The organism is Streptosporangium oxazolinicum (genome assembly GCF_039537505.1).
Classification (GTDB): domain Bacteria; phylum Actinomycetota; class Actinomycetes; order Streptosporangiales; family Streptosporangiaceae; genus Streptosporangium; species Streptosporangium oxazolinicum.
In genome coordinates this window covers 1131683-1143561 of the sequence record NZ_BAABAQ010000001.1, presented here as the reverse complement: position 1 = coordinate 1143561, position 11879 = coordinate 1131683, and the positions used below count along the sequence as shown (strand labels likewise).

Below are 11879 nucleotides of genomic sequence, written 5' to 3'. Positions count from 1 at the left end.
GCGACCGGCTCGGCGCGGCCACCTGGCGGCCCGGCGCCATCACCGCCCTGCGGCACCTGCGCACGGTTTTGCACGACCACCGGATCTACCCGGCGATCTCCTACGACGAGGGCGAACCGCGCCTCGTGATCAGCGCCGACCTGACCGTGTGGGCCGACCGCGAAGGCGAGTTCTTCGCGTGGGGAGCCGTCTACATGGAGGAGCCCGCCGAGTCCGCTCGGGCCGACGACGTGCCGCAGGTCGCACGTCGGATCGCCCGGCGACTCGGCGAGCACTACACCGAACCGACCACGGCCCCATGAGCGGCGCGACGGCACGGCGAGTGGCCTCCCATGCCGTCGCGCTCACCCTCCCCGCATGCGGTGGTACGCGAGCGGGGACCGAGACGGGGAGCCGGGAGTCGTCGCCAGGCTCCCCGCGTCCCCAGGGACATCCCCGGAGAGGAGCGCCGGATGCCGGCAACCCCCGACGCCCCGGGCAGTGATCTGGACACCCGAGGTGAATGGACCTGCCCCGGCATCAGCCCGCACCCCGTACGCGCCGCCTCGGGCCGCCGGGCGCTCGACTGGGAGGCGTCGCCGCCGGGACCGTACCGCGTGCTGGAGCACACGTGCGCCTGCCGGGCGGTCTACTTCGAGCTGATCGCCTGCGGCGGCACCTACATGATCCACAAGGTGATCCAGGGCAGACCGGCAGAGCACGCCTTCGCCGGGCGGTGGACGCACCGCGAGGCCCGCGAGACATGGCTCCGGCTGCTGACCGGGCAGGCCCGGTAGCCGACATCCGGACACGCGGAAAGGCACCGGGCCGTGGAACGGCCGACGGTGTGAGAGACCCTCACACCGCCGGGACGGGCGGCCGTGTCAGCGGGCGGCGGGCGGCAGGTCGGCGGGGTCGGCGGCCCGCCAGGCGAGCGGGTCGGCGCCGAGCTCGGCCAGCTGGGGGACCTGCTCGCGGCACCACGGGGAGATCGCCAGACGGTCGCCGAGCACCCCGTCGGTGAACTCCTTCCACGGCATCCAGCGCACGTCGTCGACCTCGTCGGGGTTGGGCACGGCCTCCTCGGTCACGAGCACCCGGTAGACCGGGCACAGCTCCCGTTCGACGATGCCGTTGTCCATGACCGCGCGGTAGGAGAAGCGGGGCAGGAGGAGATCGACCTGTCCGGCCGCGAGGCCGAGCTCGTGGGAGAGCCTGCGGGTCACCGCCTCGGGGAGCGGCTCGCCGGGCAGGGGGTGGCCACAGCAGCTGTTGGTCCACACCCCCGGCCAGGTGATCTTGTGCAGTGCGCGGCGGGAGAGGAGGACCCGCCCCTGCTCGTCGAACACGTAACTGGAGAAAGCCAGGTGGAGGGGAGTGTCGGGACCGTGCACCGTGGCCTTGGCCGCCGTGCCGATCGCGTTTCCCTCGGTGTCGACGAGCACAACGTGTTCATCAGGTGTCACTCGACCGAGGGTACGTGATCATGTCGGTTTACCGCGCCCCCTACGTGATACGTAGGCAAAGGTAGTAAATGCCCGATGACACAATCAGGGAGGTTCCCGATGCCCGTCAGGGGTGGCCGCACATAGGCTGAGCGCGTGTCATTCATCTCCGATCTACGCGTGGTCCTGGAAGGTCGGGACTTCCGGAGGCTGTACGCGACCCGCCTGGTCTCGCAGTTCTCCGACGGGATCTTCCAGTTCGCCGTGGTCGGGTTCGCGTTCTTCAGCCCGGAGAAGAGCACGAGCGCGGTGGAGATCGCCGCCGGGCTCGCCGTGCTGCTGCTGCCGTACTCGATCCTGGGCCCCTTCGTCGGGGTGTTCATCGACCGCTGGTCGAGGCGGCAGATCCTGGTCGTCGCGCCGCTGGTCCGCGGGGCGCTGCTGCTCGTGGCGGCGGCGCTCGTCGCCGCGGACGCCCCCGACGCGATCTTCTACGGCGCCGCGCTCGGCGTGCTCGGGGTGAACCGGTTCTTCCTGGCCGCGCTCGGGGCCTCGCTCCCGCACGTCGTACCGGCCGACCGGCTGATGGTGGCCAACGCGGTCACCCCGACCTCGGGCACCGTGCTCACCTTCGTGGGCGTGGGCGCCGGTTACCTGCTGCGGGCGCTCTTCGGCTCCGGCCACTCGGGTACGGCGGTGCTGCTGGTCGTCTCCGGTCTCGTCTTCGGGCTCAGCGCGCTCATCGCGGTGACCATGGGCAGGCGGCTGCTCGGCCCCGCCGAGGACCCCGACCGGCCGCAGGCCCGCGAGGCCGTACGCCACGTGCTGACCGGCCTGGTCGACGGCGCGCGGCACCTCGTCCGGCACCGGGCCGCCGCGGCGGCGATGGGGGCGATGGCCACCCACCGGTTCATGTACGGCATGTGCACGGCGATGCTCGTGCTGCTGTCGCGCTACTACTTCGCCGAGAGCGGCGAGGACGCGCTGAACGCGGTCTCCGTCGTGGTCGCCACCTCGGGGGTCGGCTACTTCCTGGCCATCCTGGTCACGCCGTGGGCCACCGAGCGCTTCGGCATCGAGCGGTGGGTCCCGGCCATGCTGGTCACCGCCGGGGTGCTGACGCTGGCGCTCTGCGCGCCGTTCCAGCAGTGGGGGTTCGCCGCCGCGGGCTTCGTCCTCGGCATCGCCGGGCAGAGCATCAAGATCTGCGCCGACACCGCCGTCCAGCGCGACCTCCAGGACGCCTACCTCGGCCGGGCCTTCTCCATCTACGACATGCTCTTCAACGGCAGCTACGTGCTGGCCGCGGCCCTGGCGGCGGCGCTGCTCCCGCCGAACGGCAGGTCGCTGCTCGTGCTGGTGGTCATCGCCGCCGGGTACGTCGCGGGCGCGGTGATCTACCGGGTCGTCACACCGGCCCGGGTGATCGAGCCGCTGCCGTCGTCGTGACCCTCACAGTGATCGCGCAGCCGCCGTCATCGCCGTCGTGACCCTCTCCAGGTCGCCGTCGCCGATCGCGTAGGGCGGCATCGTGTAGATCAGCCGTCCGAACGGGCGGAGCCAGACGCCGTGCCGCGTGACGAGGTCCTGGACGGCGGGGACGTCGACGGGCTCGCGGGCCTCGATCACCCCGATCGCGCCGAGGACCCGCACGTCCCGCACCCCCGGCGCCCCCGAGGCCCCGGCCAGGCCCGCGAGGAGACCGGCCTCGATCCGTTTGACCTCCTCGCGCCACGGGCGCTCCCGCAGGAGCTCCAGGGAGGCGTTCGCGACGGCCGCGGCGAGCGGGTTGCCCATGAAGGTCGGCCCGTGCATCAGCACGCCGACGCCCCCGGCCACCCGCTCGGTGCACAGCGTCGCGGCCATCGACAGGTAGCCGCCGGTCAAAGCCTTGCCCAGGCACATGATGTCGGGCCTGATCCCGGCGTGGTCGCAGCCGAACAGCTCCCCGGTCCTGCCGAACCCGGTGGCGATCTCGTCGGCGATCAGCAGGACGCCGTGCTCGTCGGCCAGCTCGCGGAGCAGCCGCAGGTAGGCCGGGTGGTAGAAGCGCATGCCGCCCGCCCCCTGGACGACCGGCTCCACGATGATCGCGGCCAGCTCGTGGGCGTGCCGGGCGACCAGGTCCGCCAGCCGGGCCGCGTAGCCCTCGTCGTACTCGCGCGGCGGACGGTCGGCGAACACGTGTTCGGGCAGCACGCCGGAGAACAGGTGGTGCATGCCGTTGACCGGGTCGCAGACCGACATCGCCCCGAAGGTGTCGCCGTGGTAGCCGCCCCGCACCGTGAGCAGCCGTCCCCTGCCGGTGAACTGGAACGCCATCTTGATCGCGACCTCGACGGCGACCGACCCCGAGTCGGCGAGGAACACCTTCGGCAGCCCGGTCATCGCGGCGAGCGTGGCGGCCAGCCGTACGGCGGGCTCGTGGGTGAGCCCGCCGAACATGACGTGCGCCATGTCCTCCAGCTGGTCCGTCAGCGCCCGGTTGAGCCGGGGGTGGTTGTAGCCGTGGATGGCCGCCCACCAGGACGACATGCCGTCGACCAGCTCGCGCCCGTCGGCGAGCGTCAGCCGCACCCCGTCCGCGCGAGAGACCACGTGCGGCGCCACCGGCTGGGGCGTGGCCGCGTAGGGGTGCCACACGTGCTCACGGTCGAGCAGGGCGATCTCGGCCGCCTCACCGCGACCGCCGGGACCTCCGCGACCTCCGGGGCCGCTGGGACCTCCGAGGCCACCGGGCCCGTCGACATCAAGGCCGCCGAGGCCGTTCAAACCCCCGAGCCCGTCGCGTTCGCCCGCGCCCACTCGCGGAGGGCGTCCGCGGCGGCCTCCTTGCCGAGGACACCCCGGTCGAGGCGCATCTCCAGCAGGAATTTGTAGGCGCGGCCCACCAGGGGGCCCGGCGGGACGCCGAGGAGCTCCTGGATCTCGTTGCCGTCGAGCTCGGGGCGGATCTTGCCGAGCTCCTCCTCCTCGGCCAGCCGGGAGATGCGCTCCTCCAGCTGGTCGTAGGTCTGCGACAGGGCCTGGGCCTTGCGCCGGTTGCGGGTGGTGCAGTCGGCGCGGGTCAGCTTGTGCAGGCGCTCCAGCAGGTGCCCGGCGTCGCGGACGTAGCGGCGTACGGCCGAGTCGGTCCACTCGCCCGTGCCGTACCCGTGGAAGCGCAGGTGCAGCTCCACCAGGCGGGAGACGTCGGCCACCACGTCCTTGGGGAACTTCAGCTCCGCCATGCGCTTCCTGGCGAGCTGGGCGCCCACCACCTCGTGGTGGTGGAAGGAGACCCGGCCGCCGGGCTCGTGGCGGCGGGTCTTCGGCTTGCCCACGTCGTGCAGGAGCGCGGCCCAGCGCAGGATCCGGTCGGGGCCGTTCTCCTCCAGGTCGATCGCCTGCTCCAGCACGATCAGCGAGTGCTCGTAGACGTCCTTGTGCCGGTGGTGCTCGTCGATCTCCAGACGGAGCTTGGGCACCTCGGGCAGCACGTGGTCGGCGAGCCCGGAGTCGACGAGGAGCCGCAGGCCCGCGCGGGGGTGGTCGCCGCCGATGAGCTTGTCCAGCTCGTCGCGGATGCGCTCGGCGGAGACGATGTCGATCCTGTCGGCCATCGCGCCCATCGCGGCGAACGCCGCCGGATCGACGACGAAGCCGAGCTGGCTGGCGAACCTGGCGGCGCGGAGCATCCGCAGCGGGTCGTCGCCGAAGGAGCGCTCGGGGGGGCCGGGGGTGCGCAGCACCTTCGCGTGCAGGTCGTCGAGGCCGCCGTGCGGGTCGACGAACTCGCGGGACGGCAGCCGCAGCGCCATCGCGTTGACCGCGAAGTCGCGCCGGGCCAGGTCGCCCTCCAGCGTGTCGCCGTAGGCCACGTCGGGCTTGCGCGACTTGGGGTCGTACGACTCGCTGCGGTAGGTGGTGATCTCCAGCAGCCACCCGCCCTTGCGGACGCCGACGGTGCCGAAGTCGATGCCGATCGTCCAGATGGAGTCGGCCCAGTCGCGGACGAGCTCCAGGACCGTCTCGGGCCTCGCGTCCGTGGTCAGGTCGAGATCGTTGCCGATCCTGCCCAGGAAGACGTCGCGTACGGAGCCGCCGACGAGGGCGATCCGGTAACCTCTGGCGGCGAAAAGCTCGCCGAGCTCGTCCGCCACGGGTGCGATCTTCCGGAACAGCTCGCTCATGCCGTGGCGCTGGCTCTGGGTCAGATTTGAAAGGGACAAGCCGGGTAGGTCCTTCGGTTACGGAACATGTTCCCCTGCGGGGATACACCTGAAGCGATCACCAGGTTACGGTCGGTCAGGGAACCTCGGGGACTGTGCGTCGAGGCAAGGAGCACACACATGAAGGATGCGCTCGCGATCCACCGCTGGCTCCTCGCACACCAGGTCCATCATGAGATCGTACGCCTTCCGCGCGCGATGACATGCTCGGACGAGCTCCCCGAGGTGCTGTCGGCGAGTCCCGAGATCTGCGTGGGAGTCACGGTCTTCGAGGTCACGACGCGAATCGGCCGCGAGCCCGTGGCGGTCGTCGCCTCCGTCGGATCCCCGCCCCGCCCCGGCGTGATCGGCGGCATCCTGGCGGCCCGGCGGGTCAGGCCCGCCCCGGCCTTCACCGTCAACTCCGCCACCGACTACGCCTCGGGCCTGGTCTGCCCGCTGCTGCTGCCCGCCACGCTCACCGTGCTGGTGGACGAGCGGCTCACCCGCACCGCCACACCCGTTTACGTGCCCACCGGAGAGCGCCGGATGGCACTCCTGATCCGTGCCGACCATCTGCTCACACTGGTATCAGGAAAGATCGTCAACCTGACCCGGCAGGGCTCCCGAGGGGAACCGGCGACCTTTCCCCTCGCCGGTTAGGCCATAGCATTACCGGCGTGCGCCGTACTCGACCCCTGGCCGGCACGTGATCCACAAAGCCGCGCTGCTCGCCCTGCTCGCCACCACGCTGCTCGTACCCGCGGCCGTGGTCGTTCCGGGTACGGCGAACGCCCGGACGGCCTCGGTGAGCCGGGCGGGCCTCCAGGTCGTGCTGGAGGCGATCGGCCCCGACGCCCCCCGCGACCCGACCACCGAGATCAAGCTGTCCGGTTCCCTGGTCAACTCGGGCACCGAGCCCCTGAACGGGCTGCGCATCCGGATGTACTACTCGCCCCAGCCCTTCGCCAGGCGCGCCGACCTGGAGGCCTACCAGGCGGGACAGACCGTCCCGAACTCGTGGTGCTGCGAGAGTTTCGTCCAGGCGCCGATCGCGGCCTCGGGCAAGCTGCCGTGGGCGTTCTCCTTCACGCCGCAGGAGCTGAAGTTCTCCGGCTTCGGCGTCTACCCGGTCATGGTCGAGGTGCGCGACGCCTTCGGGCAGCAGGTCGGCAGCCTGCGAACCATGGTGACCTACATGCCCAGGGAGACCAAGGTGGTCCGCACCCGGCTCGCCACGGTGCTGCCCATCGTCGACCAGCCGCGCCGGTCCGGCGACACCACCTTCGCCGACGAGGGCCTGCCCGCCGCCATGGCCCCCGGCAAGCGCCTGGGCGACCTGCTCAAGATCGCTCAGGACACCTCGTCCGCCAAGGGCCTCACCTGGGTGGTCGACCCCGCGCTGCTCGACGACGCGCGGGCCATGGGCGAGCCGCACACGGTCAGGGTCAAGGACCGCACCCAGCAGCGCCCCGCGACCCCCCAGGCCGCCCAGTGGCTGAGCGACTTCCGCGAGGCCGTCGCCGACCACCCGGTGGTGGCCACCCCGTACGGCGACCCCGACGTGGCGGCCCTCGCCCACAACGGCGTCGACGACGCCACCGGGACCGGGATCGCCGCCGCGGCGATCATCGCCAGGGAGACCCTCGGCCGCGACGTGATCACCAAGGTGAACTGGCCGGTGGGCGGCCTGATCGACTACGACGGGCTGGACCTGCTGGCCACCGGCGGCGTCGACACCGTGCTGCTGAACGTGCTGAACCTGCCGCCGGTGACGCCCCCGGTCACCACCCCCGACGCCTCGGCGACCCTGGAGAGCGTGAACGGCCCGCTCACCGCCCTGGTCGCCGACGCGGTGCTGAGCGAGACCGTCGGCGCCGACACCTCCGCCCCCGGCGCGGCGCTGATGAACCGCCAGCGGTTCATCGCGGAGACCGCGATGATCAGCTCCGAGCCGGTCACCACCGCCAGAACGGTGATCGCCGTCCCGCACCGCCGCTGGGACCCCGATCCCGGGTACGTCACCGACCTGGTCGAGACGGCCGCCACCCTGCCCTGGCTGGCACCCGTCACGCTCGACGCGATCAAGCGCGGCAAGGGCGTCCCGGTCCCCCGGGCCGGCCTGACCTACACCGACCAGGACCGGAAGCCGGAGCTCGCCAAGCAGTACCTGACGGGCGTCAAGAAGGTCGGCGCCCGCGCCGACCTGACCGCCGCGATCACCACCGCCCAGGACCTCGACGTCTTCGACCTGGCGCTGCTGCGCCTGACCTCCTCTGCGTGGCGGGGCAGGACCGGCGGCGCGGCGCCGTACGTCCAGCAGGTCGCCGAGGCGATCGACGGCCGGATCGCCATGGTCAACATCACCGGCAGCGAGCAGTCGCGGCTGCGCACCCTGGCCGGAAGCAACGGCGACGTGCCGATCAGCGTGCGCAACGAGCTGAGCGGCGAGGCCAGCCGGATCGCGGTCCGGCTCAAGGTCACCTCCGACCAGCCCGATCTGCTCAGGATCGAGCCGTACGAGGACAAGCTGGAGATCCTCGCCGGCCAGAACCAGACCATCCGGATCCCGATGACCTCCACGGCCAGCGGCCAGACGACCGTGACGGTCCAGCTCACCACCGACGACGGCCGCAAGTACGGCAAGCCGGTCGAGCTGACCGTGCGGACCACCGGCTACACCGGGGTCGCCCTGGTGATCGTGGGGGCCGCCCTCGTGGTGATGCTGGCCGCCGTCGTCCTGCGCGTCCTGCGCCGCAGGGGAGGCCGCCGCCCCGCGGCGGCTCCCCCGGTGGCGCGCGACCGCGAACCCGCCGCCACCGAGTCCTGAGCGACCGGCGTGATGAGACACCTAGCGGGCGTTATGAGACACCTAGCGAAGGAAAGCGCATGAGCAGGGTCCTGCGGGCGAGCGCGATCATGGCGGCGGGGACGATGGTCTCCCGCGTCACCGGTTTCGTCCGGACGGCGGTGCTCGCGGCGGCGATCGGGACCTTCGCTCTGGGCGAGGCCTACAGCGTGGCCTACACGATCCCGCTCATCCTGTTCGACCTGCTCATCGGCGGGATCCTGAGCAGCGTCGTGGTGCCGATGATCGTCAAGCGGCAGAGGTCCGACGCCGACGGCGGCCGGGCCTACGAGCAGCGCCTGATGACTCTCGGGGTCGTCACGCTGACGCTGATGGCCGTGCTCGCGGTCGCACTGGCCGAACCGCTGATCAGCCTCTACAGCACCGGCTGGGATCCCAGGCAGACCGAGGTGGCGGTCAGGCTGGCCCAGTTCATCCTGCCGCAGATCGCCTTCTTCGGGGTCGGCGCGATCGCGGGTGCGATCCTCAACACCCGCGACAGGTTCGCCGCGCCGATGTGGGCGCCCGTGCTGAACAACATCGTGATGATCGGCGTCGCGGTCACCTACTACGTGAAGCTGGGCGGCGCGGGCACGGACGTCGCCACGATCACCGACGCCGACCTGGCGCTGCTCGGGCTCGGCACCACCGCGGGCATCGTGGTGCAGTGCGTGGTCCTGGTCATCTCGCTGCACCGCGTCGGCTTCCGCTTCCGGCCCCGGTTCGACCTGCGCAACGCCGGGCTCGGCGAGATGGGCAGGACCGGGGTCTGGACGTTCGCCTACGTCGGCATCAGCCAGCTCGGTTTCCTGATCACCACCAACCTGGCGACCGGCGCGGGCGAGCGGGCCCCCGGCGCGGGAAACGCCGCCTACTCCTACGCCTACCAGTTCTTCCAGCTCCCCTACGGGATCATCGCGGTCTCGGTGATCACCGCGATGCTGCCCAGGATGAGCCGGGGGGTGGCCGACGGGCAGCTCGACACGGTCAGGGAGGAGTTCTCCTCGGGGGTGCGGCTGGTGTCGGTGCTGCTGGTGCCCGCCGGGCTGCTGCTGATGGTGCTGGGCCCCGCGGTGACCGTGCTGATCTTCTCGTGGGGCAACATGACCGTCGACTCGGCGGTCTACATCGGCAACGTGCTGCAGGTCTTCGGGCTGGCGCTGGTCCCTTTCTCGATCTTCCAGCTGCTGCTGCGCGTCTTCTACTCCTTCGGCGACACCCGCACCCCGGTGTTCCTCGCCGCCGGCAACGTGGCGGTGAACGCCACGCTCAGCCTCGTGGCCTACCACACGCTGCCCCCCCGCTACATCGTGATGGGCCTGGCCTCCGCGTTCACCGTCGCGTACGTGGTCGGCGCCGCGGTCGCCTGGATCCTGGCCGCGCGCCGTGTGGGGGGCCTGGCGGGGCGCAGGGTGGCCGCCGGGCTGTCCCGGATGTACCTGGCCGCGCTCCCGGCGGCGGCGTTCGCGCTCGGCGTGCTGTGGCTCACCCAGGAGCTCACCGGGCTGGACGCGCTGAGCGCCGCCATCATGCTGGCGGCGGGCGGCGGACTCGGTATGGTTCTTTACTTGGCGATCGCCCACCGGACGCGCATCCCCGAGGTGAGTTCGATCGTTGGAATGGTGGCAGGACGGGTAGGCCGGTAACCCAAAGACTTGTCTCAAACGTCTGACAAGACGAACACGGGCGGAACCGGTGCGGGACTACCATGGTGCGACGCGTGTGGTGACATGCGGCTAATGGAAGCAGGAGGGCGTGGGCGTATCCACCCAGCATCGTGTGATGTGTCGTGATGGGCTGACCGGGCATGGTGCTGTCGTGTTCTCAGGTACGGGGTCCTCGTGAGTTCCCCCGCCGTCGAGCCCGGCACCAAACTGGCCGAGCGCTTCCGGCTCGAAGACCGTGTCCACGAGTCGGGCGGGGCCACCCTGTGGAAGGCCATCGACGAGGTGCTCGCCAGGCCCGTCGCCGTCCACACCTTCGACCCCGACTTCCCCCGCCTGAACGAGGTCGTCACGGCGGCGAGGGTGGCCAGCCGGCTGACCGACCCCCGCCTCACCCAGGTCTTCGACGCGACCGAGGACGACGGCCACTCCTACGTCGTCAGCGAGTGGGTGAGCGGCGAGTCCTTCGGCGACATGATCGCGGGCGGGCCGCTCGACCCCGAGCGGGCCGCCGCGATGGTCGCCGAGGCCGCGGAGGCACTGGCCCACGCGCACGAGGCGAACCTCGCCCACCTCTGCCTCACCCCCGAGCACCTGGTGTGGACGGCGGGCAGCACGGTCAAGCTGCTCGGCCTGGGCGTCGACGCCGTCCTGGGCGACGTGACGAGCGACGACCCCGCCCGCGAGGACGCCGAGGGCCTCGGCCGCCTGCTGTACGCCGGGCTGACCGGCCACTGGCCGGGGGACGAGCAGGACAGCGGCGGCCTGCCCGTCGCGCCCATGGGCGACGGGCACTTCTGCACGCCACGCCAGGTCACCGCGGGCGTTCCCGGCTACCTGGACACCATCGTCTGCCGGGCGATGCTGCCGGAGACCCGGCGCGGGCTCGACCCGCTGACCACGCCCGCCGAGGTCGCCGAGGCCCTGGCCTCGGTGTCACGGCCCAGTCCCCTGCCGATGCCGACGCCGATGCCCATGACGGCGCTGCCGGTGGCGGCCTCGCGCTCCGAGGGCATCGACACCGTAGCGCCCCAGCGCCACACGCCCCCTCCCCAGCACACTCAGCACACCCAGCACCGCCAGATGCCCCAGCAGGGGGGCGGCATGGTCAACAAGGTCGCCATGACCGTCGTCGTGCTGCTGGTGATGGTGGCCGTCGGCCTGGGCGCCTGGACCCTCGGCCGCAGCATCGGCAACGCCGGCACCCCGACGCCCGGCGAGGAGAGCACCACGCCCACGCCGACCGCGGCCGTCAAGACCCGGGAGGTGAAGCCCTCCTCGGTCACCGGTTTCGACCCGCTGGGCGACAACGAGGAGCGCGGCGAGCTGGCCCAATACGCGACGGACGGCAAGGAGTCCACCGACTGGCACTCCGAGTCGTACGACTCCGCCGACTTCGGCCGGCTCAAGACGGGGGTGGGCCTCCTGCTGGACCTGGGGGAGAGCGTCCCGGTCAAGCAGGTGACGGTCGAGTTCGGCGGCACCTCGGGAGGCACCGTGGAACTCAGGGTCGGCGACTCCCCGCGGCTCGACGACATGTCCGTGCTGCAGAAGATCAACGGAGTCTCCGGCAAGAAGACGTTCACCGCGGAGGCCCCGAAGAAGGGCCGCTACGTGCTCGTCTGGTTCACCAAGATGCCCACCTACCAGGGGAACTACCGCGGGCAGGTGCTGGAGATGAAGGTCCTCGCGACCAAGTGACACCGCTCCGATTTGATCTGTTTTACGACGCTTCTTGCAGATCATCGGAGAA

The 11879-nt window shown here is 71.4% G+C and carries 10 protein-coding genes; 7 read left to right on the top strand and 3 right to left on the bottom strand.

All coding sequences use genetic code 11. The features are described 5' to 3' along the window. Both ABD817_RS05395 and ABD817_RS05390 read left to right on the top strand, forming a co-directional pair. Positions 1–302, top strand: a 302-nt coding sequence (locus ABD817_RS05395) for a hypothetical protein (protein WP_344915542.1), incomplete at its 5' end; no start/stop codon positions are given. 150 nt (positions 303–452) lie between these two features. Further along, positions 453–776 carry a hypothetical protein gene (locus tag ABD817_RS05390; protein ID WP_344915540.1) on the top strand — a complete coding sequence of 108 codons (324 nt, stop codon included), beginning with the start codon at positions 453–455 and terminating at the stop codon, positions 774–776. An 87-nt stretch (positions 777–863) separates the two neighbouring features. Here the strand turns inward: ABD817_RS05390 and idi are convergent, their stop codons facing one another. Continuing rightward, positions 864–1445, bottom strand: a complete 582-nt coding sequence (idi, locus tag ABD817_RS05385) for an isopentenyl-diphosphate Delta-isomerase (RefSeq protein ID WP_344915538.1) — start codon at positions 1443–1445, stop codon at positions 864–866. Positions 1446–1580: 135 nt separating this feature from the next. Here idi and ABD817_RS05380 point away from each other — a divergent pair, with 135 nt between their 5' ends. Next, a complete protein-coding gene (locus ABD817_RS05380; RefSeq protein WP_344915536.1) occupies positions 1581–2873 on the top strand; it encodes an MFS transporter in 1293 nt (430 codons plus the stop codon). A gap of 3 nt (positions 2874–2876) precedes the next feature. Here the strand turns inward: ABD817_RS05380 and ABD817_RS05375 are convergent, their stop codons facing one another. Both ABD817_RS05375 and ABD817_RS05370 read right to left on the bottom strand, forming a co-directional pair. Further along, positions 2877–4091: an adenosylmethionine--8-amino-7-oxononanoate transaminase gene (locus ABD817_RS05375; RefSeq protein ID WP_344915621.1), complete on the bottom strand. Its 1215-nt coding sequence runs from the start codon at positions 4089–4091 to the stop codon at positions 2877–2879. A gap of 101 nt (positions 4092–4192) precedes the next feature. After that, complete coding sequence (locus ABD817_RS05370; protein WP_344915620.1) at positions 4193–5596, bottom strand: CCA tRNA nucleotidyltransferase; 1404 nt, start codon at positions 5594–5596, stop codon at positions 4193–4195. A gap of 159 nt (positions 5597–5755) precedes the next feature. Here ABD817_RS05370 and ABD817_RS05365 point away from each other — a divergent pair, with 159 nt between their 5' ends. From ABD817_RS05365 to ABD817_RS05350, 4 genes are all read left to right on the top strand, one after another. Next, on the top strand, positions 5756–6277 hold the full coding sequence (locus tag ABD817_RS05365) for an aminoacyl-tRNA deacylase (protein WP_344915534.1): 522 nt from the start codon (positions 5756–5758) through the stop codon (positions 6275–6277). Positions 6278–6323: 46 nt separating this feature from the next. After that, positions 6324–8444: a DUF6049 family protein gene (locus tag ABD817_RS05360; RefSeq protein ID WP_344915532.1), complete on the top strand. Its 2121-nt coding sequence runs from the start codon at positions 6324–6326 to the stop codon at positions 8442–8444. Further along, a complete protein-coding gene (murJ, locus tag ABD817_RS05355; protein WP_344915619.1) occupies positions 8441–10108 on the top strand; it encodes a murein biosynthesis integral membrane protein MurJ in 1668 nt (555 codons plus the stop codon). The genes ABD817_RS05360 and murJ overlap by 4 nt, the downstream gene beginning before the upstream one ends. A gap of 195 nt (positions 10109–10303) precedes the next feature. Further along, positions 10304–11827 (top strand): protein kinase family protein, encoded by a 1524-nt coding sequence (locus ABD817_RS05350; protein ID WP_344915530.1) that lies wholly within the window; start codon positions 10304–10306, stop codon positions 11825–11827. Positions 11828–11879: the final 52 nt, after the last annotated feature.

Excerpts from the sequence above, each read along its gene's own strand:
- ABD817_RS05390 (WP_344915540.1), top strand. The coding sequence starts at position 453 with ATGCCGGCAACCCCCGACGCCCCGGGCAGTGATCTGGACACCCGAGGT.
- ABD817_RS05365 (WP_344915534.1), top strand. The coding sequence starts at position 5,756 with ATGAAGGATGCGCTCGCGATCCACCGCTGGCTCCTCGCACACCAGGTC.
- ABD817_RS05370 (WP_344915620.1), bottom strand. The coding sequence starts at position 5,596 with ATGAGCGAGCTGTTCCGGAAGATCGCACCCGTGGCGGACGAGCTCGGC.